This window comes from Geothrix paludis, assembly GCF_022808815.1.
GTDB classification, from domain to species: domain Bacteria; phylum Acidobacteriota; class Holophagae; order Holophagales; family Holophagaceae; genus Geothrix; species Geothrix paludis.
Genome location: NZ_JAKZLC010000007.1, coordinates 86,215 through 108,429, shown reverse-complemented (window position 1 = coordinate 108,429; position 22,215 = coordinate 86,215). Strand labels below are relative to the sequence as shown.

The window sequence follows — 22,215 nt, the reverse complement described above, 5'->3', positions numbered from 1 at the left end:
GCAGCCATGGCCATCCGCGTGGTGCGACTGGGAACGCCGAGGGCCCCGGGCGAGGGCCTGCGGATCGGCACGGTGCGCCGCCCGCCCCGGGGCGTGCCCAAGGCGGAGTTCGCCTCCCGGGACTTCTACGATGTGTGGATGCCGGAGGCCGCGCCCAGCGAGGAGCTGGTGAAGCAGGCCCAGGCCGCCGAGAGCGACAAGGACTGGGCGGCCTTCAAAAAGAAGTACCGGGCGGAGATGGGCCATCCCGAGAAGGCCCGGCTCCTGGACCTGCTGGCGGCCCTGTCTCATCGCACGGACCTGGCCGTGGGCTGCTACTGCGAGAACGAATCGCACTGCCACCGCTCCGTCCTCCGCGAGCTGCTGGCGGAGCGGGGTGCGCTCATCCGCTGAGAGCGGCCGGATCCCGCTGGAAGACGCCGGGCGCGAAGCGCCGGCCCGTCCGGGGATCCCGCAGGGTGCGCTTGAGCACGAAGTCGAAGAGGAGCGGGTTGGCCCTCCAGAGCTCGTTGAGGGCCCTCCGCTCGGCGGGGGTGATGAGCTTCATCTCCACGAGTCGGCGGGTCCAGACGACGAGGTTCACGCCCGGCAGCGGGTAGTCGCTGCCGTTGAGCAGGCGGTCGTCCAGGTCGCGGGCCAGCAGGGTTTGCAGGGGGCGTGGCAGGCGGTTGACCTGGGTGATGGCGGAGAGGTCGCCGTAGAGACGACCCTGGTACCTGGGCTCATCCATCAGCCGCAGGAACAGGTCGAAGTTCGAGACCGTCTTCCCGGGATGGTCCAGGTCCTCGTTGCGGCCCAGGCTGGCACAGTGGGCCACGACCACCGTGACGCCCAGGTCCAGGGGTCGGCGCAGGCGCAGCGGATTCCCCAGAGCCTGGGCGCCCTTCACGGCCACTGCCTTCTCCTCGCCGGCGTGGGTGAGCAGGACCACGCCCAGCTCCTTCATGCGGCGGTAGAAGGCGTTGTAGCGGGGATCGGCGGGATCGATGGCCTGGGTGTTGGGCAGCCACTTGAGCAGGCGGACGCCCTTGGTCGCGCAGGCCTCCAGCTCCTGGATGGCATCCTTCCGGGCCGGGTGGATGGAGGCCACGGGCACGAAGACGTCGGGGTATGCCGCAGCGGCGTCCAGCACGTAGGCGTTGGGCACATGGAACTCCGTGCGGACCGGATCCGGCGTGCCGTCGGCGCGGTAGGCCCGATCCATGGCCAGGAGGTGGATCCGCACGGGACGCGGGAACGCCCGGGCCCGGGCCGCGAGGATGGCCAGGTAGTCGCGGTCGAAGTGATCGAGCCCCTTCACGCCGGTGGCCTTCAGGTAGAGGTTGGTCCCCAGGCGCTTCGCGGGATGCCGGAAGCTCAGCTTCTCGGGGTTCACGAAGGTCCCGTCGCCGTCCTGACCGAGGCCGAGGGCGTGGACATGGATATCTACCACGGGGCGGGCGGGATCCAGGTCGGTGAAGGCGCGGTCCACAAGGGCCCGGGCGGCGGGGGACAAAGGCGGCGCGGCGGCCAAGGAGGCCAAGCCCAGGACCAGGGCCAAGGCGAAGCGAAACCGGCGGAAAGGGCGGGGGGACATCCGCCAGAGATACCAGAATCCGCGAACCCGGGACACCTCGCCATGCGAGACTAATCCGACCCCGAGGTAGCCATGACCGCCCAGCCCTCCTTCCGCGAGAAGTACTCCTTCCCTGCCAGCTACTGGAACGCGAACCTGACGGAGCTGTTCGAGCGGGCCGCCTACTACTCCATGGCGAGCTTCATCGTGATTTACCTGGGGCGGCTGGGGCTCGGCGACTACTGGCCCAGCACGCTGAACGGGGTGCTCTGGTTCCTGGTCTACTTCCTGCCCATCCTCAGCGGCACCATCGCGGACCAGATCGGCTTCCGCCGCAGCCTGCTGTTGGCCTGCGTGCTGCTGGTGGCCGGCTACTTCCTCATGGGCTACCCGGTGTGGTTCGGCGGGCATGTGCTGGCCCTCCAGGCCGGCCGGGAGGTCACGGCGGGGGCCGGCGTGGTGGTGCCGGTCTCCCTGGCCATCCTCCTCGTGGGTATCGGCGGCTCCTTCGTGAAGCCCTGCATCGCGGGCACCGTGCAGCGCACGCACCTGGGCAAGGCCACGCTGGCCTTCGCCATCTTCTACATGGTCATCAACATCGGCAGCGTCTTCGGCCGCCTCACGGCCTTCTTCGTCCGCACCAAGCTCGGCAAGCTCGACACCATCTTCCTGGTGTCCATGGCGGCCTCGGTGCTGGCCTTCCTCGTGGTGGCCCTGCTCTATCGGGACCCTGAATCCGCCGTGGATCCGGCCAAGCCCAAGCGCACCCTCCCCGAGATCCTCCTGGGCATGTTCAAGGTACTGGGCAGCGGCCGTTTCGCGCTGTTCCTGCTGGTGAGCAGCGGCTTCTACTTCATCTACAACCAGGTCTACAACGTGCTGCCGCTCTACGTGAAGAAGACCGTGGAGCTGAGCCCGGCCATGGACCTCTACACCATGGCGAACCCCATCACCATCGTGCTGTTCCAGCTCCTCATCACGAAGCTCTTCGGCAAGCTGCCCCCCATCAAGTCCATCATCGTGGGCACGGTGATCATCGGCCTCTCCATGCTCATCAATGTGGCGCCCCTCTTCATGGCGGGTGGCATCACCGCGAAGGTGCTGCTGCCGGTCGGAAGCCTCTTCATCGTGATGACCGTGGCCCTCATCGCCTTCGGCGAGCTGTTCGCCTCCAGCCGCCTCTACGAGTACATCGGCTCGCTCGCCCCCAAGGGCCAGGAGGGGCTATTCCTTGGTTACGCCAACCTGCCCATGGCCATCGGCAGCCTGGTGGGGGGTCCGGCGGGCGCCTGGCTCTTCAACCAGGTCATGTGCGCCGGGGCCGTGAAGCAGCCGGACGGCCTGCTGAAGCTCGATCCCAAGGCCGCCGCCACCGGCTGGATCATCCTCACCCTCTTCGGACTCGGCAGCGCCCTCAGCCTGTGGATCTACAACCGGTGGCTGCAGAAGCAGGGCTGAAAAGGATCTCCACGAAGGGCACGAAGGGAGCACTAAGGGCACGAAGCGGAAGATGCTTCGTGCCCTTTCGGCTTTCCTTGGCGACCTTCGTGGAGTCCTTGCTTTAGGCATTGAGCTCGAATTTGGAGATAATGGGAGCCCGCTCCCCGAGGCTCCCATGTCCAAGAAGGAAACGCCGCTCTTCCCCCTGCGCAAGGGCCTGCATACGCGCCAGGCGCATGTGGACCTGCCGCAGGGCACGTTCGAGGAGGAGCATGCGCGCCAGGGCTTCTACGGCCGCACCACGCACCTCTACCGTCTGCACCCGGTGACGGATTGGACTCACATCGAGGGTCCCCTGCGCCCCCACAGCTACGACCTGAACGGGCTGAAGCCTTCGGCGGATGAGGCGATCCGGGCCTCCATGTTCGGCTCGCAGGAAGCGGCCTTCGCGCCCATCTGCATCCTCCACAATGCGGACGTGGCCCTGCACTGGGTGGCGCCCTCGGCCATGGATTTCTTCTACCGCAACGCCGACGGGGACGACGTCTACTACATCCATGCGGGCGGCGGGAAGCTGGAGACCACCTTCGGCGCGCTCACCTACGCCACCGGTGACTACCTGGTGATCCCCCGAGGCACCACGTACCGCTTCCTGCCCTCCGACGGCGACCAGCGCTACCTGCTCATCGAGAGCTTCAGCGAGGTCACCATCCCCGACCGCAACCAGCTGGGGCCCAACGCCATCTTCGATCCGGCTATGGTGGACACGCCGGAGCTAGAGGCCTACAACGCCACACCGCGGGAGTGGGCCGTCCACATCAAGCGGGAGAACCAGATCACGAAGGTGTTCTACCCCTTCAATCCCCTGGACGTGGTGGGCTGGAAGGGGGATCTCACCGTGTGGCGCATCAACGTGAAGGACATCCGGCCCGTCGTCAGCGCCCGCTACCACCTGCCGCCCAGCGCCCACTCCACCTTCATCGCGACCAACTTTGTCATCTGCTCCTTCCTGCCCCGGCCCTTCGAAGAGGAGGAGGGCGCCATGCGCGTGCCCTTCTTCCACTCCAACATCGACTACGACGAGGTGCTGTTCTACTCGGCGGGCCACTTCTTCAGCCGCGACGGCATCGGCGCGGGCATGGTGACCTGGCATCCCCAGGGCATCCACCACGGGCCGCACCCCAAGGCCATCCCCCTCAGCCGCACCAAGGATCGCACGGACGAGGTGGCTGTCATGGTGGACACCTTCAGGCCCCTGAAGGCCACGCCGGCCGCGGGGCTGGTGGAGAATCTCAATTACTGGGCGTCCTGGAAGTAGGGAGGCGCGTTCTCTCACAAGCGTGATTCGCGCCCTGTGGGGCCCCGCTCCAGGCGCTCTCCCAGAGCGCTTGGAGCGACCCACATGGTTGCGAGAGCCTCCTGGAAGTAGACTGGTGACGTGATCGTTCTCTTCCTTCAGCCTCTGATCAAGACCGAAGTCCGGCGCTTCGACCATTTCATGGCGTGGATGGACCGGGTGGGCTGGTCGCGGCTGGAGCACCTGCTCATGGTCGGAGCGGCCTGCCTGGCCATCCTCTGGAGCGTGAAGCTGGTGTCCCGCGCCGTGCGCCGGGCCGTGGACGACGGGAACGAGGAGGTGACCTCGGACGCCGAGCGCCGGGCGGAGACCCTGGGTTCCGTGCTCAACAACACGGCGCGCGTCCTGGCGGTGGTCTTCTTCCTGCTCATGTCGCTCCAGGAGTTCGGCGTCAACATCGGGCCTCTGGTGGCCGGCGCCGGCATCGCGGGCGTGGCCCTGGGCTTCGGGGCCCAGAGCCTGGTGAAGGACGTCATCAGCGGGTTCTTCCTCCTCATGGAGAACCAGTTCGGCGTGGGCGACATCATCAGCGTGGACGAGAAGCACACGGGCACCGTGGAGCGCATGACCCTGCGTGTGACCCAGATCCGCGATTCCGAGGGCAAGGCCCACTTCATCCCCAACGGCTCCGTGGTGCGGGTGGTGGTGCTCTCCAAGGAGTTCGCCCGGGCCAAGGTCGAGGTGGGCGTCGGCTACGATACGGACATCGACGCGGCCATCGCGCTGCTGACCCGCATCGGAAAGGAGCTGGCCGAGGCCTGGCCCGACCGGGTGCTGGAGCCCACTCAGGTGCTGGGCGTGGAGGACCTGGGGGAGAGCGCCGTGACCCTGCGGACCCTCACCAAGACCGCCCCGGCCAAGCAGTGGGAGGTGGCCCGGGAGCTGCGCCGGCGCATCCTCATGGCCTTCCGGGAGGCCGGTATCGACATCCCCTATCCCCAGCGCGTCATTCACCACCGTGGAGAAGCGGCACCGATCGCATCGCAGAACCTGGACTAGGGCCGCTTCAGCGGATGCCCACGTGCCCCCGCACGGAGTCGAGGAGCTTGGCGGGATCGTAGCCGAGGCCGTCCTTGAAGACGGTGACCACGTTTTCGATGTCCTCGATCTTCCGCGTGGGGTCGCCCTTCACCACCACCAGGTCCGCCTGTTTGCCGGGCTCCAGAGTGCCGATGCGATCCAGACGGCCCAGGAAGGCCGCGCCGTTGGCCGTGTAGATGCGGATGGCCTCCAGGGGTGTGAAGCCGGCCTCCACCAGCAGCTCCAGCTCCCGGTGGTCGCCGAAGCCCGGCAGCACGCCGCCCATGCCCGTGGGATCGGGCCCGGCCAGCAGCTGGCCCCCGGCCTGGACGAAGGCCCGCTCGAAGGCCATCTCCTTCCGGAGCAGCTGCTCGGCGCGGCCGTTCGGGGCCGTGGGGACCTTGGCCCGGGCCGCCAGGTAGCTGGCCTTGGATTCCGCGGACATGGCCGCGAGCATCCGCGCCTGCAGGGGCGGGCGCCCGGGCACGCCCAGCTCGAAGACCGGCAGGGTGGAGGTGACCGCCACCTTCTTCGCCACCAGCTCCCGGATGAGCCCCTGGACCTCGGGGCCCGCCACGTCCACCTTCAGCCAGGAACCCCAGGAGGCGGCCACCGAAGGGCCCTGATCGGGCTTCTTGCCCGGCGTGAATTCCGTGTCCGTGTACACGGGACCGTGCTCGAAGTTGTCGATGCCCAGGGCCACGGCCTCGGGCCAGGTGATCGATCCCAGGTGCCCGGTCACCTTGAGGCCCCGGGCGTGGGCGGCCTGGATGGCGGCGCCGAGATCGGGCCGCCGGATGTTCATGTAGGCCTTGAAGGAGGTCACGCCCGCGTCGGCCCAGAAGTCCACGAAGCGGCGGGCGTCCTCGGGGCCCCGCAGGGCGTACATCTGCGGCGTCATGGGTTCCAGCCCCTCGAGGTAGGGCCCCGTCACGTCCATCTTCGGTCCGGGCATCAGGCCCGCGTCGATCTGGCGCTTCACGTTGAGGTCCGTGTAGGGCTCCAGGCTTCCGGTGGTGCGGATGGTGGTGACGCCGCAGGCCAGGTAGAGGCGCGGGGCCGAGTAGGCGATCTCGGCGAAGAGCCGCCCGGGCGCGAGGGCGCCGCCTTTCTCGTCGCTATGGATGGAGTGCGTATAGAACAGGTGGTTGTGCATGCCCACCAGGCCCGGAAGTACGGTGTGGCCCGCGAGGTCCAGCACCAGGGCCTCCTTCGGCGCCACCAGGGTGGTGCTGGCTCCCAGGGCCTCAATGCGGCCGTTCCGCAGGATCAGCGTCTGGTCCTCCCGGGCGGGGGCGCCGGTGCCGTCCACCACCCGCACGTGCACCAGGGCCACCACCGGCGCCTCCACCTTGAGGTACTGCCGCAGCTCGGCCGAGGGGGTGGGGACCTGGGCCCCCAGCCGGAGCGCGAGGGCCGCGAGGAGAATCGTGATGCGGCTTCGAGAGGACATGCGATCTCCGCGTTTGTCTGTGCCAGCCTACGCGCGCAGGCGGAGCCCCGCCAGGCGCCAGGCCTCGTCCGGGTCGTTCCGGGCCAGGGCCGATTGCAGGGCCCGCTCCAGACCCTCGGCATCCGCCGAGTCGCCGGGTCGTCGCGCCATGGCGGCCAGGTCCGGCAAACCGGGGCTATTGGCGAGCTGGCCCAGGTCGTTGGCCGTGAGGATGCGGCTTTGCTTGAGGGCTTCGGGCAGGGCGTCGTAGCCCAGGGGTTTCCCGGCGGGCTTGGGCACCTGGAAGACGGCCGCGCCGCTGGCCCGCGTATAGAAGGCGCCGCCGTTGCGGCCGATGAGGTCGAGGGCGTCGGGGTGGAGGAGGCCGTCCACGAAGCAGTCCTCCCGCACGTGGAAGGCCAGCACCTCGCCGAGGAGCATGAGGCCCGAGCCGGGACCGCTGCCCAGCTCCACCACCTGCTGCAGGCGGCACTCCATCTGGAAGGGGCTCTCGGCCACGAGGGCCGGCTTCACGAGCCGCGCGGGCAGGGGCGTGAGGCCGCTCTTGGGGAACTCGTCCACGCCGTCGGGCCACTCGGCGCTGGCCACGTTCATGGGATGCAGCATGGCGTGGCTCACGGCGGCGATGACGAACTCGCCCGTGGCCACGGCGTTGAGGTAGGTGTGCTTCACGGTGCCGTCGCGGCCCCGGCGGTTGGGCGCGAAGGCCACCGTGGGCGGGTTCGAGCCGAAGGCGTTGAAGAAGCTGAAGGGCGACAGGTTCCGGATGCCGTCTTTCGAGATGGTGCTGGCCAGGGCGATGGGCCGCGGCGCCACGCCGCCGCAGAGGAGGGCGTTGGTCTCGATGGGCGAGAGGTCGCCGGGGAGGATCGTGCGCACGCTCATGGCTTCCCGAAGGTGACGATCTTCCGGCCCGCGTCCGTCGCTTTCAGGAAGCGGATGAGGCCCTCGCAGTAGGTGCGCTGGTCGTCCCACATGGACATGTGGCTGCCATTCGGGCAGAGGAGGAAGCTGCCGTGCTGGACCTGGCCAGCCACCCACTTCATGTGGGCGGGGTCCATGGTGTCGTAGGTGCCGCCGATGACCAGCGTGGGCATGGCCAGCTTCGGCAGGTCGGCCTTGCGGTCCCATTTCTCCAGGCGGCCCGAGGCGCCAAACTCGCTGGGGCCCTGCATGAGCACGTAGATGTCGTTGTTGGAGTGGGCCGAGGCCCGCTTGAAGGCGTCCGGCCACTCCGGCAGGCGGCAGAGGTGCTGGTTGTAGAAGTTCGGGATCAGCAGCTCCATGTAGCGGGGGTTCTCGTACTGGCCTTTGGCCTCGAGCTCCTTGACCTCCTTCACCACGGCCGGGTCCATCTGCTTGGCCAGCACGTTGCTGGCGTAGCGGTTGTAGTCGGGGATGCTCATCATCATGTTCGAGATGATCAGGCCCTTGAGGTTGGCCCCGTACTTCAGCGCGTACTCGGCGGCCAGGATGCCGCCCCAGGAGTGGCCCAGAAGGTAGAAGTTGTCCTTGGTCAGGCCGAGGGCCTTCCGCACCTGCTCGACCTCTTCCACGAAGCGCTCCGTGGTCCAGAGGTCGCGATCCTTGGGCTGGTCCGAGTAGGCCGAGCCCAGCTGGTCGTAGTAGATGAACTCGATGCCCTCGGCGGGGAGGTAGCCCTCCAGGGACTCGAAATACTCGTGGGTGGAGCCCGGCCCGCCGTGGAGCAGCAGCAGCTTGATGCGCGGATTGTTCCCGAAGCGCTTGGTCCAGACCTTGAACGTGCCCTTGGGCGTCTGGATGGGGATGAGTTTCACGCCGCCCTCGCGGAGCTTGGCGCCGTCCGCGAAGTAGGTCTTCAGGGTGGGCTTCTGCGCGAGGACGGGGCTCGCGGTGGCCAGCAGGCCGAGGAGGAGGGCGAGGGCGCGGCGCATGGTCACTCCGGTTGGGGGATGCCCCAGTCTAGTCAGTCCCCGGCCTCGCCGGAGGGCGTGCCGGCGTAGAGGTCGGGCAGGGTTCCGCCCACCAGGTGTGCCGGCATGTCCACCAGCCGCTCGGGCACATGGGTGATGGTGTTCACCAGGCGGCCCAGGCCCTCGATCTCCAGCACCACCTCGTCGCCGGCCTTGAGCCAGAGGTTGTCGGTGACCTTCGAGCCGTTCAGCTCCAGCAGGCAGCCGGTCCCCACGGTGCCGCTGCCGATGACCTCGCCCGGGTGCATCTGGATGCCGTAGCTGGTGCGCTGGAGAATCTGGGCAAAGGTCCAGTTCATGCTGTCGGCGTTGCCGTCGGACAGCCGGTGTCCATTCACCTCGCAGGTCATGCGGGCATGGAGGAGCTCGCCCACCGCAGTCCGCTCGAGGTTCAGCTCGTCCTTGGTGACGAGCCAGGGACCCAGGCTGGTGGCGAAGTCCTTGCCCTTGCAGGGGCCCAGCGAGAGCTTCATCTCCTCCATCTGGAGCATGCGGGCGCTCCAGTCGTTCATCACCAGGTAGCCGAAGATGGCGTCGTCCGCCTCCTCCAGCGTCGCGTTCTTCAGGGCCCGGCCCGTGATGACGGCCACCTCCAGCTCGAAGTCCAGGCGCGTGAGGTGGTGATCCTGCACCAGCACCTCGCCGGGGCCCGTGACAGCCAGGTGGTTGGTGAAGTAGGTGACGGGGAAGAGGTCGAACTCGGGGATCATGTCCAGCCCGCGGTTGCGGCGGGCCGTGGCCACGTGCTGGCGAAAAGCGTAGCCGTCGCGCATGGACACGGGCCGAGGCACCGGCGCCAGCAGGCGCACGGCACCAGCATCGACCAGGGCCTGGGTCGGCGGGGCCGCGGCCAGGGTCCGGGCCAGGGACATCAGCTCGTCCTGGCGGCGGATGAGAGTCAGCATGTCCACGGCCAGGCGGGGCTCGGCGGCGGCGAAGTCGAGGATGCGGCCGTCCGCCATCACGGCGCCGATCTTCTCGGCGTCGGCCTTCAGGAACGTCACCAGCTTCATCGGATTCTCCGCAAAGGCCCAGTGTAATGCCGGGAAAACACGACTCCTGCATCGTCATTCACGGCAGATGGAACGAGGTACACTCGGGCCATGCGCACCCTCCTCCTCGCCACGACCCTCCTGCTGCCGGGATTCGCCATGACGCCCTCCGCCCCGACGACCGCCTCCCGCCTCGCGCCCTTGCGCCTGGGCCGGCTGCAGGTGTGGCGTCTGCAGGACGGACGGATCTCCCTCGCCGCGTCGCTTCTCAAGGGCCTCGATGACGCCGAGGCGCGGCGGATGCTGGACGGGAAGGACGTGGCGGACACACCGGTGAACGCCTACCTCGTGCGGATGCCCGGCCACACCGTCCTGGTGGACACGGGCATCGGGAAGGATCCCGAGGAGGACTCGGGCCACCTGGCGGAGCAGCTCGCGTCCGCGGGCGTGGCGCCCTCGGACATCGACCTCATCCTCATCACCCATGAGCACTTCGACCACATCGGCGGCCTGCTGAAGGCCGATGGCATGCGCGCCTTCCCCAAGGCGACGTTGAGGGTTTCGCGCCGCGAGCACGCCTTCTGGACGGAGGACCCCTCGCGCCTGCCCGAGCGCCTGCGGGACCGGGCGCCGAAGCTGAAGGCCCTTTTCGAGGTCTACGGGAAGGCCGGGGCCTTCCGCCCCTTCGAGGATGGCGAGGAACTTCTTCCGGGCCTCCGCACCATCCCGGCTTACGGCCATACCGGCGGCCACACGGTCTACGCCTTCACCTCCGAAGGCCGGGAGCTCTGGTGCATCGGCGACCTCATCCACTTCGGCGCGGTGCAGTTCCAGCGGCCGGAAGTGGGCGTCGCCTTCGACCTGGATGGCGACCGCGCCGTGAAGGTCCGTCAGGAGCTGTTCCGCGAAGCCGCCCGCCGGAAGGTGGTCCTGGCCGGGGCCCACCTGCCGCAGATCGTGCGGATCGCGCCGAAGGGCACGGGCTACGAGGCCGTGCCGGTACCCTGAGGCCTCAAAGCAGCTCCAGCAGCGTCTCGGCAGCCTCGCGGATGCGCGCGGGGGGCGTGCTGAGGGGCGGGAGGAGGTAGAGGCAGTCGCCCATGGGGCGCACCAGGAGGCCGTGGTCCAGGGCCCGGCGGTGGAGGCGCCAGCCGAAGCGATCCTCGGTGTCGTGGGCGGCGCCGGTGGCGGGATCGACCAGGCGGCAGGCGCCGATGGCGCCCAGCACGCGGGCCTGGCGCACGGCGGGATGGGCGGCCAGGGCCGTGAAGGCCGCCGTCATCGCGTCATGCAGGGCGGCCGCGTTCGCCAGCACGGGCTCGTCGTCGAAGAGGGCCAGGCTGGCGCAGGCCACGGCGCAGGCCGCGGGATTGCCCGTGTAGCTGTGGCCGTGGAGGAAGGCCCGCCCCGAGGCGGGCGTGCCCCAGAAGTGGCCGTAGAGCTCCTCCGTGGCCCAGGTCATGGATAGGGGCAGGGTGCCGCCCGTGAGGCCCTTGGAGAGGCAGAGCAGATCCGGTGCCACGCCCGCTTGTTCGCACGCGAGGAAGGTGGCGGTGCGGCCGAAGCCCGTGGCCACCTCGTCGAGGATGAGGTAGACGCCGTGGCCGTCGCACTGGGCGCGCAGCTCCTGCAGCAGCTCCGGCGGCCACATGCGCATGCCTCCCGCGCACTGGATGAGGGGCTCGGCGATGAATGCGGCCAGCCGCTCCCCGTGCGCGGCGAAGAAGGCCGCCATCGCCTGGCGGGCCGCCTCCAGGCGCTCCGGCCATCCCTCCAGATCCGGGGTGACCTCGCAGCGCGGATCCTCGGGCACCTCCAGCCGCTCGCAGGCCAGGAGCAGGGGGCGGAAGAGGCTGGTCATGAAGTTGTCCAGCTCGCCCACGCCCACGGCGCCGAGCGTGTCGCCGTGGTAGCCGCCGCGCAGGGCGCCGAAGCGGTTGCGGCCCTTCTGGCCCCGCTGGAGTTGGGCCTGGAAGGCCATCTTGAGGGCCACCTCCACGGCGGTGCTGCCGTCGTCGGAGAAGAAAGCGCGGGTGAGGTTCGGCGGCAGCTTCGGCCGCAGCCGCACCACCAGCTCCAGGGCGGGCTCGTGGGTGAAGCCCGCGAACATCACGTGGTCGAGCTTCGCCGCCTGGCGCTCCAGGGCGCTCACCAGCTTCGGGTGGCCATGGCCATGCAGGCAGGTCCACCAGCTGGAGACACCGTCCAGCACCCGCTCGCCGTTGGCCAGCAGCAGGTCGCAGCCCTCGCCGCCGATGACGGGCACCGGCGGATCGGCCTCGTGCACCTGCATCTGGGTGAAGGGGTGCCAGACGTGGGCCCGGTCCAGGGCGAGGCGGTCGGTCCAGTCGGGCGGCAGGGGCGTCGGCATGGCTCCAGTCTAGGGCAGCCTCAGCCGGAGTCTTCCTGGCGCAGATCCGGGTAGAGCCGCCGGGCGCACTCGGGACAGATGCCGTGGCTGAAGTCGGCCTCGGTGTGCTCGGAGATGTAGGTCTCCATCTGGTTCCAGGAGCCCTTGTCGTCGCGGATCTTCTTGCAGGAGGCGCAGATGGGGATGATGCCGTGGAGCGTCTTGATGGTGTCCAGGGCGGTCTGGAGTTCCTGGGTGCGCGTGGCCACGCGCTGCTCCAGCGTGACCTTCAGGTCGTTCAGTTCGCGGAAGGAGGCCCGGAGCGCGTCGGTCATTTGCTGGAAGCGGTCGTTGAGGTGCTGGGTCTCTTCGATGCGGCTGGGGGCCAGGGCCAGGTCGGTGCCCGGATCCTCGCCGAGGCGCCCGGGGAAGGCGCGGGTGGCTTCCTCCAGGCGGGCGATGGCCGCGGTGAACCCCCGGCTGAGCCGGTGGGCCAGGGCGATGGTCAGGAGGATGAGGAGCAGGAGGGTGCCGAGGCCCCGGATGGTGATCCGGCTCAAGCCCGCGATGAGCGGGGCCTGGGGGGATTCCACCACCAGCTTCCAGGGGAGCTGCGGGCTCAGGAGGCCCTCCTGGATGAGGAAGGAGTCGCTCCACCGCTGCAGGGCGCTGCGCCCCGACCGGGCCGGGGGAATGACGTGCCAGACCCCCTCGCCGAGCGGGCGGCGCTCGCCGGGAGGCGGCGCGAAGGCGGACATCATGGCCAGGTCCTTCCGGGTGCTGGCGACCACACGCCCGGACCGGTCGAGGAGGGTCAGCCGGGCGTCGGTGGAACTGGCCACGATGGCGAGGACCTCCTGGATCTGCGTGGTGTCCACGATGCCGATGCAGTAGCCGTCGTACCGTCCATCCCGGACCACGGGGACCACGAGGGAGATGACAGGCTCCGGTCTGCCGACGCGGCCCATGACCACGTCGGCCACCCAGGGCCTGAGGGTCTCCCGCAGGGTCGAGATGTAGGGCCGGTCGGCGAAGTTCCGTCCGAGGGTGGAACGCCCCAGGTCATCGACCAGGGGGCTGAAGACGATGACATCCGCATGGACATCCAGTACGCCCGCCCGCTTGAAGGCCGGCGTGGCCGTCCGGATGGCTTCCACGGTCCGCTGCAAGTCCTCCCGCCGCTGGTTCGGCTGGGAGGCCAGGCTCGCCAGCGTGGCGATGCTCTGATGGCGGTCCTCGATCCAGGTCTGGAGCATCTGGCGGCCCACCAGCTCCAGTTCGGCGCCCTGGCGGAGCATGTCCCGCTCGCCCCGGCGGACCTCCTGGCGGACGAAGACTGTCAGGAAGAGAAGGGCCGGGAAGGTCACGAGGGACACGGCCGTGACGAAGACCACGGAGCGGAAGGCCGGGCGGGCGGCCCCGTCCCCACGGGACCGCGCCCGCCAGGCCAGGTGGAGGATGCAGGCCAGGAGGGCGTTGATGATGCCGTTGATGGCCTGCTTCAGGAAGACCAGCCCCGTCGTCTGGACCGGCGTCCGCAGCACGAGGTGGTAGAACACCCAGACCAGGGGAATCCCCAGGGCGCCCCAGAAGAGGAGGTCCGCCAGGAGGAGATCCCACGAGCGGCGCCTCACGAGCCAGCCCACGAAGAGGGCCTCGCTCGCGAGGATCACCATGGCCCAGGGGTGGTTCCAGAGGATCCAGGTGGCGCTGCCCGCGATGAGGGCCGCCACCACGCCGGGCCCCTCGCCGACGTGGAGGATCACGAGCATCACGAAGACCGATCCGAAGATGAGGTCCACGTTGAAGAAGATCTCATAGCGCAGCAGGTTGACCAGCAGCCCGGCGACTCCGAACAGTAGCGGGAGCCACAACCGGCGTCGCAGAGGCGTGGGGGCTGGCATGGGGTCCTTCCCGGAGGGAAAGGGAACGGCTGAAGGGAGTGCCGGAGATGTGTCGAGGGAAGCGCGGGCCTCAGGGGATGCGGATCGCCTGAAGATAGCGTATGGATCGGCTTGATGCGCTCTGGAAGTTATTTCAGGACATGGACGGGGATGGGAAGAAATCCTTGCAGAACGGTCGCATTCTCGTTTGCGGCTTCCTGGGTCGCACCATCGGCGCCGGGGTTGAGCAGCACGGCCTCGATCCGCCAGCCGCGGAGCATGAGGGCCTCGGCGCTGAGCAGGGTGTGGTTCAAGGTGCCGAGGCCGCCCAGGGCCACCAGCACGCAGGGGATCCGAAGATCCGTGGCCCAGGCCAGGAAGTGCGTGTTCGGCGCCAGGGGCACCATGAGGCCGCCCACGCCTTCCAGCAGCACCCGTCCCCCGCCAGGATGAGGGGCGGGCCGGCGGCACCAGGCGGCGGTGGCGTCCAGGTCCAGCGTGCGGCCTTCCCGCAGGGCCGCGGCCAGGGGCGAGAGCGGCGCCCGCAGCAGGACATGGCTTTCGGCGGTGATGCTAGGGCCGGCCACCGCGCTGGCGTCGGCCTCGGAGTCATCCGCCCGGTCCACGCCGGTCTGGAAGGGTTTGCGGTAGCTGACCGGACCCCGCTCCGCCCAGGCGTGCGCAATGCGTGAGGCCACGAAGGTCTTCCCCACGCCCGTTCCGGTTCCGAGGACCCAGAGCGGGCTGGGGAGGGCGTCGAGGTTCAGCATGGATTCAGCAGGACGGATCAGCGCCGCGGATCAGCGGGGCATGCCGCCCTTGTTGAGCTGGGCCAGCAGCTGGCGGGCCTGGGTGGCCTGCTCGCTATTCGGAGCGAGGACCAGCACCTTGTTGAAGGCCTTGGCCGCTTCGTCGGGCTTGTTGAGGTCGCCGGCGTACACGATGCCGAGGTTGAAGACGCTGGGCACGTGGGAGGGATTGATCTTGCCGGCCTTCTGGAAGTTGGCGATGGCCTTGTCGAACTGGTTGAGCTGGCGGTACATCACGCCCTGGTCCGTGAGGATGTCGGGATCGTCGGGCTTCAGGGCCAGGGCCTTGGCGTAGGCGTCCACAGCCTTCTGTGGCTGGTGGCTGTCGAAGTAGTCGTTGCCGAGGCCCACCCAGGCGTCGTGGTTCTTGGGCTCGGCCTTCACGACGGCCTCCAGCTTGATGATACGGGCCTGCATCTCCGCGTTGGGAAGGCCCATGCCCGGCGGGATCTGGCCCGGGGCCGGGGCTCCCGCGGCCATGCCGCCGCCCAGGGAGGGCGCCGGCATCACCACGCCCCCCGTGGGGGCGGCGGCGGTGGGGGTGGCGGCATCCTTGGCCCCGCTGCCGCCGACGACGTAGCCCGCGAGGAATCCCACGGCAAGGCCTCCGACCAGGGCGAACACGATGTTCCGATTCAAAAGCCACCTCCTGAAGACCTTCCGGTCCCCTAGAATTCTCCCACAGGTTGCCCCCGGGACCTGGGGCTGATGGGAAAGACATGAGGCTCCCGGAATGGGGCGCGCCATGCCAGGATAATTCCGATCCCAACCCATCCGAACGAGGTGCCCGTGGCCGACCCCATGCCCAGTCCAGCCGCCCCGGGCCGAGTCCGCGCCGGGCTGGTGCTGGCGGTCGGGGTGGTGCTCAGCCTGGTGGGGTTCTTCGTGGCCCGGGACGCCAACCGCCGCCAGGTGGAGGCGCAGTTCCACGAGGCGGCCCGCGACCGCGCGGAGAGCGTGGCCGAGGGGCTCCGGCACAGCTTCGAGGATGTCGGCGTACTGCGGAGCTACTTCGAAGCCAGCGATGACGTGAGCCGGGCCGACTTCGATGCCTTCACGGCGCCCACCCTCGCCATGCATCCCTACATCCAGGCCTTCCAGTGGCTGCCGGAGGTGGGCCCGGAGAACCGGGGCGCCTTGGAGGCCGAGGGCCGGCGCTTCCAGCCGCAGTTCCACTTCTTCGGGAAGGACGAGGGCGGCCGGAACGTCCCCTTGCGCCAGGACCACCGCTTCTTCGCGATCCAGTTCGTGGCGCCCTACCGGGGCAACGAGGTGACCCTGGGCTATTCGGCGGAGCACCTGGCCACCCGCCGGGAGACACTGGACCGCGCGTTGCGCACGGGAGACGTCTGCGCCAGCGGCCGGATCCACCTGCTCCAGGAGACGGCTGCCCAAGCAGGGATCCTGGTCATGGCCGCGGTGCGGGACCGGCAGGGCCGGCCCCGGGGTGTGGTTCAGGGGGTCTTCCGCGCCGGCAACCTGGTCCAGAAGTCCATCGCCATCCTGGAGCCCCGCGGCGTGGACCTGCGGCTGATGGACGCCAGCGCGCCGCCGTCAGAGGCCCTCCTGCACCTGGAACCCTCGCCGCTGCCTCCGGCCGGCCCGCCAGGACCATCCAGGCTCCAGCATGTCCTGGGCTTCGACCTGGCCGGGCGGCGCTGGGAGGTGGTGGTGACGCCGGCCCCGGGCTACTACGGCCTGGCGGCGGGCTGGCGGGCCTGGGGTGTCCTGGCCGGGGGGCTCGCCTTCAGCCTGGTGCTCTCGGGCTATGTGCGCGCCCTGCTGGCCGGCCAGGCGGAGATCCGAACCCAGGTGGAGGCCCGGACGCGCGAGCTGGCGCAGGAGACGGAGAGCCATCGGCGGGACGCGAAGGCGCTGAGGGAGAGCGAGGCGCGGTTCCGCCACCTGGTGGAGGTGATGGGAGAGGGCATGTGGGTGCTGGATCCGGAGGGAAGGACCACCTTCGTGAACCGCCGGATGGCCCAGATCCTGGGCTACGCTCCGGAGGAGATGATCGGCCGCCCCCTGTCTGACTTCATGTTCGAAGAGGACCGCGACACCTCAGACCGCAACATGGCGCAGCGGAGGAACGGGATCAGCAGCCAGCACGACTTCCGGTTCCGCAAGAAGGACGGCTCGGAGGTGTGGACCATCGTGACCGGCAACCCGGTGATGGACGACGAACGGCGCGTGGTGAGCGTACTGGGGATCATCACCGACATCACGGAGCGCCGCCGGGCCGAGCAGGCCCAGCTCCAGAGCCAGAAGCTGGAGAGCCTCGGCGTGCTGGCGGGCGGCATCGCCCACGACTTCAACAACCTGCTCACGGCCATCCTGGGCAACATCAGCCTCGCCCAGATGTGCACGCCGCCCCTGTCGCCCGCGCGGCCCTACCTGGAGAACCTGGAGAAGTCCGTCCATCGCGCCACCGGCCTCACGCGGCAGATGCTGGCCTACTCCGGCCGGGGCCGCTTCCTGGTCGAGCCCCTGGACCTGAACCAGGCCGTGGAGGAGATGTCCCACCTGCTGGGGGTCTCCATCTCCAAGAAGGTGGCGCTGCGGTTCCAGTTCCAGCCGGGCCTGCCGGCCCTCATGGCCGAGGCCTCCCAGATCCAGCAGGTGGTCATGAACCTCGTCACCAACGCCTCCGAGGCCATCGGCGACGGGGAGGGCATCGTCTCGATCCGCACGGGCACGCAGGCTTATTCGGAGGAGGACCTGGTCCGGGACTTCCCCGGACAGACCATCGCGCCCGGCACCTTCATCACCCTGGAAGTGTCGGACACGGGACAGGGGATGAGCCCCGACGTGCAGGCCCGCATCTTCGAGCCCTTCTTCACCACCAAGTTCACGGGCCGGGGCCTGGGGCTGTCCGCCATGCAGGGCATCGTCCGCGGCCACAAGGGCGGCATCCGCCTCTACAGCGAGGTAGGAAAGGGGACCACGTTCAAGCTGATCTTCCCGGCGGGGCTGGAGGCGGAGCCGGGCCCGTCCGCAGAGGATGCCTCCGTGAGCTGGAGCGGGTCCGGCACCATCCTGGTGGTCGATGACGAGGAGAGCGTGCGGGGCGTGGCGGGCGCCCTCCTGCGCTCCATGGGATTCGACGTCATCGAGGCCAGGGACGGCCAGGAGGGCCTGGAACGGTTCAAGGCCGAGGGCGGCCGGATCAAGGCCGTGCTCCTGGACCTCACCATGCCGCACATGGACGGGGTCGAGGCCTTCCGCAGGCTGAGGGCCCTCGATCCCGCCTGCCGGGTGGTGCTGATGAGCGGCTACAACGAGCAGGAGGCCGTCCACGAGTTCCTGGGCAAGGGCCTCGTCGCCTTCGTCCAGAAGCCCTTCCGGCGCGCGGGCCTGATGCAGGCCATGCAGAAGGCCTTGGGAGGCTGATCCCTTTCCGCCGGATCAGGTCCCAGGAGCCTCCAGGGCCAGGGCCTCCACGAGGGCCAGGATCTGCGCGTCCTCCAGGTGGGCGCCGGTGGTGATCCGCAGGCGTGCCGAACCCTCCGGCACCGTGGGGGGGCGCACGGCCCGCACATCGAAGCCCCGGGCCTGGAGGCGGCCGGCCAGGCGCACCGCTTCCGCGTCGGGACCCACGGGCACCGGCACGATGGCGGAAGGAGCCTGGGCCTGCCCCAGGGCCCGCCGGAGGTGCGCGGCGTGGGCCATGGCCCGTTCCCGCCGCCAGGGTTCCGCCCGGGCGAGGCGCACGCCCGCCAGGGCCGCGCCGACGACGGACGGGGGCAGGGCGGTGGAGAAGATGAAGCCCCGGGCGGTGTTCACCAAGTGCTCGCGCATCGGGCGGTCGCAGCAGACAAAGGCGCCGAAGGCGCCCAGGGCCTTGCCGAGGGTGCCCATGACCAGCGGCACGCGGCCGTGGACGCCTTGGTGCTGGGCCAGGCCGGCGCCGTCCGCGCCAAGGAGGCCCGTGGCGTGGGCCTCGTCCACCAGGAGCAGGGCGCCGTGGCGGTCGCAGAGGGCCAGCAGGGCCGGCAGGTCCGCCGCGTCGCCATCCATGCTGAACACGGCATCCGTCGCCACCAGGGCCAGGGCGCCCCCCGGAGCCGAGGCCCGCCAGAGCTCGAGCTGCCGCGCCAGGTCCGCCAGGTCGAGGTGCCGGAAGATGCCCAGGTGGGCGCCCCCGGCGCGGGCCATGCGGCAGCCGTCCACCAGCGAGGCGTGGTTGAGGGCGTCGGAGAAGACGGCGTCGCCGGAGCCAGCCAGGGCGGGGATGAGGGTGGCGTTGGCCTGGAAGCCGGTGTTGAAGAGAAGGCAGGCCTCCGTGCCCTTCCAGTCGGCGAGGGCCGCCTCCAGCTCATCGTGGAGGGGCGTGGTGCCCCGGAGGAGGCGCGCCCCGCCCGCGCCGGCCCCGTGCTCATGAGCCGCCGCCGCGGCGGCCTCCGCCAGTCGCGGGTCCCGTCGCAGCCCCAGGTAGTCGTTGGAGCAGAAGTCCACGCCCGTGGCCGGGTGGATGGCCCGGTCCCGGCCCAGGGCACGGCGGCGATCCGCCTGATGCCGGAGGCGTTGCAGCCAGGGTGGGGGGATCACGGAACCTCGGGGTCCTTGGAGGCAGGGTAAGGGTGGGGGGAATGTTAGGATCTGAGGGGGATCCACGCGGGTCCCCCTTGGAGCGTGGCATGGATTACCAGCAGTCGTGGCAGGGGGCTTCCACCGGAACGCAGTCCCGCGTCGATTTTGTCCGAAGCGTCTACCTGTGGCTCATGGGCGGCTTCGCCGTGGCGGCATTGGGCGCCTTCAGCGCCCCCCTGGTGGGGACCGCCCTGATCTCCGTGGCGGGCCGCTTCTGGTTCTGGGTACTCTTCGGCATCCAGTTCGGATCGCTGATGTTCGCCTCCCGGGTGAGCCGCCGGAAGCCCCTCAACCGGGTGGCCTATGTGCTGTTCACCTTCATCTCGGGCGTCATCGCGGGCATCGTGGCCCTGGCGGTGGCCCAGGGCGCCGGTTTCATGCCCGTCTTTACAGCCTTCGGCCTCACGGGCGTGGTGTTCCTGACCCTGACGGTCACGGCCTTCGTGTCCAAGAAGGACTTCAGCTTCCTGCGGAACTTCGTCATCGTCGGCATCGCCGTGATGTTCTTCGGCAGCCTGGCGGCGGCCATCTTCCACTTGGAGACCTTCAGCCTGATCATCTCCGGCGTGGCGGTCATCGCCTGCTCGGCCAAGCTGCTCTGGGACACCTCCGCCATGCTCCGCACCAGCGATTTCGGCGATCCCGCCGGCTTCGCCCTGGCGCTGTTCGTGAGCCTCTACAACATCCTGATCTCCCTGATGAACCTTCTCGGCGGACGTCGCCGCTAGCGCCTTCCCGGCACCCAAGGAATCCCATGCTCCGTGCTTCCCTGATCTCCATGATCGCCCTCGGTGTCGTCGCACAGGAGCCCGCCAAGGCTCCCGCGCCGGCCCCGGCGCCGGCCCAGGCTCAAGCCCAGGCCGCTCCGGCAGCGGCCCCGAAGCCGCAGGCCCCCGCGCCCAAGCCTGAAGAGGTGGTGCTGGCCAAGGTGGGCGGCGAGCCCATCACCGAGGCCGATTTCCAGGCCGCCTTCCGCCTGCTGAACCAGCAGGAGCAGATGCAGATCCTCATGATCCAGGGCGGCAAGGAGGAGTTCGTTAAGCGCATGGCCGAGAGCAAGCTCCTGGCCGTGAAGGCCAAGCGCATGGGGCTGGACCAGACCCCCGCCTTCCGGCAGGCCGTGGAACGCACCAAGGACGACCTGCTCGCCCGCGAGTACCTGGCCAAGGAGAGCGAGGGCCTCCAGAAGAAGCTCGCGGTTTCCGACGACGACGTGAAGGCGTTCTACGAGAAGCACAAGGACCGCTTCAAGCAGCCCGAGCTGGCCAGCGTCCGCCACATCCTGGTGTCCGTGAAGCGCGAGGGCGAGGAGAAGGGCCTGAGCGAGGCCGAGGCCAAGGCCAGGATCGCGAAGATCCAGGCCGAGCTGAAGAAGGGCGCCAAGTTCGAGGCCCTGGCGAAGAAGTACAGCGACGATCCCGGCAGCAAGGAGAACGGCGGCCTCTACGAGGATGCCGATCCCTCCACCTGGGTGCCCGAGTTCGGCGCCGCCGCCCGCACCCAGCCCATCGGCAAGGTGGGGGCCCCCGTGAAGACCCAGTTCGGCTACCACCTGGTGAAGGTGGAAAGCCGCAAGCCGGCCCGGGAAGTGCCCTTCGAAGAGGCCAAGCAGGTGGCCGAGCAGGGCGCCCAGCGCGAGCGCCAGGCCGCGATCTGGAACGAGCTGATGGACAGCCTCCGCAAGGAGATCCCCTTCGAGCTGGCGAAGCCTTCGCCCTCGGAGGCCCCCGCGCCCAAGGCGCCGGCGGCGCCGAAGGCCGAGGATCCCAAGGTCGCCCCCCAGGCCGCTCCCCAAGGCGGCGAAGCGCCCAAGGGAGGTGCCCGTTGAAGGCGCTGAATCCCATCCTCGCCCTGGCGCTTCTGGCGCCCGCGGGGCTGACCGCCGAGGTGCGCGAGGAGATCCTCGTCATCGTGAACAGCCACATCATCACCCGCCGCGACCTGACGCAGGCGGTGGAGCAGCAGAACGCGGCCCTCTACCGCCAGTTCTCCGGCAAGGAGCTGGATGAGAAGCTGAAGACCGCCCGGGAGAAGACTCTCCAGGGGATGATCGACGCCTACCTGCTGGAGGACAAGGGCGACGAGCTGGGCTCGCCCATCACGGATGACTACGTCCGCTCCAGCATCGACGGCATCAAGAAGGAGAACAACTTCGCCACGGACGCCGACCTGGAGCGGGCCCTGAAGACCAGCCTCGGCATCGGCCTCCCGGAGTTCATGAAGCGCCAGAAGCAGCAGGCCACCCAGCAGTACGTCCTGCAGCGGGAGGTGTTCTCCAAGGTGGCCGTGGAGGACAACGAGCTGCGGGCCTACTACGAGGACCACAAGGACGAGTACCGCCTCCCCAGCCGCTTCCGCATCCGGGAGCTGGTGCTGGCCAAGGGCGCCACGCCCGAGGAGCAGGCGGCGACCCGCGCGAAGCTGGCGGAGATCCAGGCGGCGCTCAAGGCCGGGAAGTCCTTCGAGGAGCTGGCCCGCCAGAACTCCGTGAGCCCCAGCAAGGCCACCGGCGGCGACCTGGGCTGGATGAACAAGGGCTTCCTCCGCGCCAGCATCGAGGACGCCGCGGTAAAGCTCAAGCCCGAGCAGGTCTCGGCTCCCATCGAGACGGACAAGGACATCTACCTCATCCAGCTCATCGCCCTGGAGGACGCGCCGGTCAAGGACTTCGCGGAAGTGAAGGCCAAGATCCTGGAGAAGCTCCAGGAGCCCAAGGCCCAGAACGCCATCGAGCAGTACCTCGCCAACCTGCGGATGCGCGCGAACATCCGCTACCTGGTGCCCAAGGAACAGATCCTGAAAGGCTGATGC

19 protein-coding genes are annotated in these 22,215 nt (G+C 69.2%); 9 read left to right on the top strand and 10 right to left on the bottom strand.

Annotated features, from left to right (window positions below; genetic code table 11):
• Window positions 1–6 precede the first annotated feature (6 nt).
• Window positions 7–393 (top strand): DUF488 domain-containing protein, encoded by a 387-nt coding sequence (locus MLE64_RS15415; protein WP_243319110.1) that lies wholly within the window; start codon window positions 7–9, stop codon window positions 391–393.
• Here the strand turns inward: MLE64_RS15415 and MLE64_RS15410 are convergent.
• Window positions 383–1,576 carry an amidohydrolase family protein gene (locus MLE64_RS15410; RefSeq protein ID WP_243319109.1) on the bottom strand — a complete coding sequence of 398 codons (1,194 nt, stop codon included), beginning with the start codon at window positions 1,574–1,576 and terminating at the stop codon, window positions 383–385. The two genes, MLE64_RS15415 and MLE64_RS15410, sit on opposite strands and share 11 nt — an antisense overlap.
• Window positions 1,577–1,648: 72 nt before the next feature.
• Between MLE64_RS15410 and MLE64_RS15405 the strand changes: the two genes are divergently transcribed.
• From MLE64_RS15405 to MLE64_RS15395, 3 genes are all read left to right on the top strand, one after another.
• Window positions 1,649–3,013, top strand: a complete 1,365-nt coding sequence (locus MLE64_RS15405) for an MFS transporter (protein WP_243319106.1) — start codon at window positions 1,649–1,651, stop codon at window positions 3,011–3,013.
• Window positions 3,014–3,170: 157 nt separating this feature from the next.
• Window positions 3,171–4,313 carry a homogentisate 1,2-dioxygenase gene (locus tag MLE64_RS15400; RefSeq protein ID WP_243319104.1) on the top strand — a complete coding sequence of 381 codons (1,143 nt, stop codon included), beginning with the start codon at window positions 3,171–3,173 and terminating at the stop codon, window positions 4,311–4,313.
• A 120-nt stretch (window positions 4,314–4,433) separates the two neighbouring features.
• Window positions 4,434–5,351 (top strand): mechanosensitive ion channel family protein, encoded by a 918-nt coding sequence (locus MLE64_RS15395; RefSeq protein WP_243319103.1) that lies wholly within the window; start codon window positions 4,434–4,436, stop codon window positions 5,349–5,351.
• A 7-nt stretch (window positions 5,352–5,358) separates the two neighbouring features.
• On the opposite strand, the gene MLE64_RS15390 is transcribed toward MLE64_RS15395, so the two are convergent.
• The 4 genes from MLE64_RS15390 to MLE64_RS15375 are packed head-to-tail and all read right to left on the bottom strand — an operon-like array spanning window position 5,359 to window position 9,793.
• On the bottom strand, window positions 5,359–6,825 hold the full coding sequence (locus MLE64_RS15390; RefSeq protein WP_243319100.1) for an amidohydrolase family protein: 1,467 nt from the start codon (window positions 6,823–6,825) through the stop codon (window positions 5,359–5,361).
• A 27-nt stretch (window positions 6,826–6,852) separates the two neighbouring features.
• Window positions 6,853–7,710 (bottom strand): flavin reductase family protein, encoded by an 858-nt coding sequence (locus tag MLE64_RS15385; protein ID WP_243319098.1) that lies wholly within the window; start codon window positions 7,708–7,710, stop codon window positions 6,853–6,855.
• Window positions 7,707–8,741 (bottom strand): proline iminopeptidase-family hydrolase, encoded by a 1,035-nt coding sequence (locus MLE64_RS15380; protein ID WP_243319096.1) that lies wholly within the window; start codon window positions 8,739–8,741, stop codon window positions 7,707–7,709. The genes MLE64_RS15385 and MLE64_RS15380 overlap by 4 nt, the downstream gene beginning before the upstream one ends.
• Before the next feature lie 32 nt (window positions 8,742–8,773).
• Complete coding sequence (locus MLE64_RS15375) at window positions 8,774–9,793, bottom strand: fumarylacetoacetate hydrolase family protein (protein WP_243319094.1); 1,020 nt, start codon at window positions 9,791–9,793, stop codon at window positions 8,774–8,776.
• Between the two features lie 90 nt (window positions 9,794–9,883).
• Between MLE64_RS15375 and MLE64_RS15370 the strand changes: the two genes are divergently transcribed.
• Window positions 9,884–10,780 carry an MBL fold metallo-hydrolase gene (locus MLE64_RS15370; RefSeq protein ID WP_243319092.1) on the top strand — a complete coding sequence of 299 codons (897 nt, stop codon included), beginning with the start codon at window positions 9,884–9,886 and terminating at the stop codon, window positions 10,778–10,780.
• Window positions 10,781–10,784: 4 nt separating this feature from the next.
• Here the strand turns inward: MLE64_RS15370 and bioA are convergent, their stop codons facing one another.
• From bioA to MLE64_RS15350, 4 genes are all read right to left on the bottom strand, one after another.
• On the bottom strand, window positions 10,785–12,143 hold the full coding sequence (gene bioA / locus MLE64_RS15365) for an adenosylmethionine--8-amino-7-oxononanoate transaminase (RefSeq protein ID WP_243319090.1): 1,359 nt from the start codon (window positions 12,141–12,143) through the stop codon (window positions 10,785–10,787).
• Between the two features lie 20 nt (window positions 12,144–12,163).
• Entirely contained in the window at window positions 12,164–14,026 is a 1,863-nt protein-coding gene (locus MLE64_RS15360) for a cache domain-containing protein (RefSeq protein ID WP_243319088.1), read from the bottom strand.
• Window positions 14,027–14,154: 128 nt separating this feature from the next.
• Window positions 14,155–14,775 carry a dethiobiotin synthase gene (bioD, locus tag MLE64_RS15355; protein WP_243319086.1) on the bottom strand — a complete coding sequence of 207 codons (621 nt, stop codon included), beginning with the start codon at window positions 14,773–14,775 and terminating at the stop codon, window positions 14,155–14,157.
• Window positions 14,776–14,805: 30 nt separating this feature from the next.
• Window positions 14,806–15,453: a tetratricopeptide repeat protein gene (locus tag MLE64_RS15350; protein ID WP_243319084.1), complete on the bottom strand. Its 648-nt coding sequence runs from the start codon at window positions 15,451–15,453 to the stop codon at window positions 14,806–14,808.
• 150 nt (window positions 15,454–15,603) lie between these two features.
• On the opposite strand from MLE64_RS15350, the gene MLE64_RS15345 reads away from it, so the two are divergent.
• Window positions 15,604–18,204, top strand: coding sequence for a PAS domain S-box protein (locus tag MLE64_RS15345; RefSeq protein ID WP_243319082.1), 2,601 nt, complete (start codon window positions 15,604–15,606; stop codon window positions 18,202–18,204).
• 15 nt (window positions 18,205–18,219) lie between these two features.
• Here MLE64_RS15345 and MLE64_RS15340 read toward each other — a convergent pair whose 3' ends face one another.
• The gene (locus tag MLE64_RS15340; protein ID WP_243319080.1) at window positions 18,220–19,362 is read right to left on the bottom strand and encodes an aminotransferase class I/II-fold pyridoxal phosphate-dependent enzyme; all 1,143 of its coding nucleotides are present in this window, start codon (window positions 19,360–19,362) and stop codon (window positions 18,220–18,222) included.
• Between the two features lie 89 nt (window positions 19,363–19,451).
• Here MLE64_RS15340 and MLE64_RS15335 point away from each other — a divergent pair, with 89 nt between their 5' ends.
• Genes MLE64_RS15335 through MLE64_RS15325 form a run of 3 tightly spaced genes read left to right on the top strand, consistent with a single transcriptional unit; the run spans window position 19,452 to window position 22,212 of the window.
• A complete protein-coding gene (locus MLE64_RS15335; RefSeq protein ID WP_243319079.1) occupies window positions 19,452–20,132 on the top strand; it encodes a Bax inhibitor-1/YccA family protein in 681 nt (226 codons plus the stop codon).
• A 26-nt stretch (window positions 20,133–20,158) separates the two neighbouring features.
• Window positions 20,159–21,232, top strand: a complete 1,074-nt coding sequence (locus tag MLE64_RS15330) for a peptidylprolyl isomerase (RefSeq protein ID WP_243319076.1) — start codon at window positions 20,159–20,161, stop codon at window positions 21,230–21,232.
• On the top strand, window positions 21,229–22,212 hold the full coding sequence (locus MLE64_RS15325) for a peptidylprolyl isomerase (RefSeq protein ID WP_243319074.1): 984 nt from the start codon (window positions 21,229–21,231) through the stop codon (window positions 22,210–22,212). Before MLE64_RS15330 ends, MLE64_RS15325 begins: the two co-directional genes overlap by 4 nt.
• Window positions 22,213–22,215 lie beyond the last annotated feature (3 nt).

What these genes read in the sequence shown, in the direction of transcription:
- MLE64_RS15360 (WP_243319088.1), bottom strand. Translation starts at nt 14,026, where the DNA reads ATGCCAGCCCCCACGCCTCTGCGACGCCGGTTGTGGCTCCCGCTACTG.
- MLE64_RS15390 (WP_243319100.1), bottom strand. Translation starts at nt 6,825, where the DNA reads ATGTCCTCTCGAAGCCGCATCACGATTCTCCTCGCGGCCCTCGCGCTC.
- MLE64_RS15405 (WP_243319106.1), top strand. Translation starts at nt 1,649, where the DNA reads ATGACCGCCCAGCCCTCCTTCCGCGAGAAGTACTCCTTCCCTGCCAGC.
- MLE64_RS15335 (WP_243319079.1), top strand. Translation starts at nt 19,452, where the DNA reads ATGGATTACCAGCAGTCGTGGCAGGGGGCTTCCACCGGAACGCAGTCC.
- MLE64_RS15400 (WP_243319104.1), top strand. Translation starts at nt 3,171, where the DNA reads ATGTCCAAGAAGGAAACGCCGCTCTTCCCCCTGCGCAAGGGCCTGCAT.
- MLE64_RS15375 (WP_243319094.1), bottom strand. Translation starts at nt 9,793, where the DNA reads ATGAAGCTGGTGACGTTCCTGAAGGCCGACGCCGAGAAGATCGGCGCC.
- MLE64_RS15380 (WP_243319096.1), bottom strand. Translation starts at nt 8,741, where the DNA reads ATGCGCCGCGCCCTCGCCCTCCTCCTCGGCCTGCTGGCCACCGCGAGC.
- bioD (WP_243319086.1), bottom strand. Translation starts at nt 14,775, where the DNA reads ATGCTGAACCTCGACGCCCTCCCCAGCCCGCTCTGGGTCCTCGGAACC.
- MLE64_RS15415 (WP_243319110.1), top strand. Translation starts at nt 7, where the DNA reads ATGGCCATCCGCGTGGTGCGACTGGGAACGCCGAGGGCCCCGGGCGAG.
- MLE64_RS15410 (WP_243319109.1), bottom strand. Translation starts at nt 1,576, where the DNA reads ATGTCCCCCCGCCCTTTCCGCCGGTTTCGCTTCGCCTTGGCCCTGGTC.
- MLE64_RS15330 (WP_243319076.1), top strand. Translation starts at nt 20,159, where the DNA reads ATGCTCCGTGCTTCCCTGATCTCCATGATCGCCCTCGGTGTCGTCGCA.
- bioA (WP_243319090.1), bottom strand. Translation starts at nt 12,143, where the DNA reads ATGCCGACGCCCCTGCCGCCCGACTGGACCGACCGCCTCGCCCTGGAC.
- MLE64_RS15370 (WP_243319092.1), top strand. Translation starts at nt 9,884, where the DNA reads ATGCGCACCCTCCTCCTCGCCACGACCCTCCTGCTGCCGGGATTCGCC.
- MLE64_RS15385 (WP_243319098.1), bottom strand. Translation starts at nt 7,710, where the DNA reads ATGAGCGTGCGCACGATCCTCCCCGGCGACCTCTCGCCCATCGAGACC.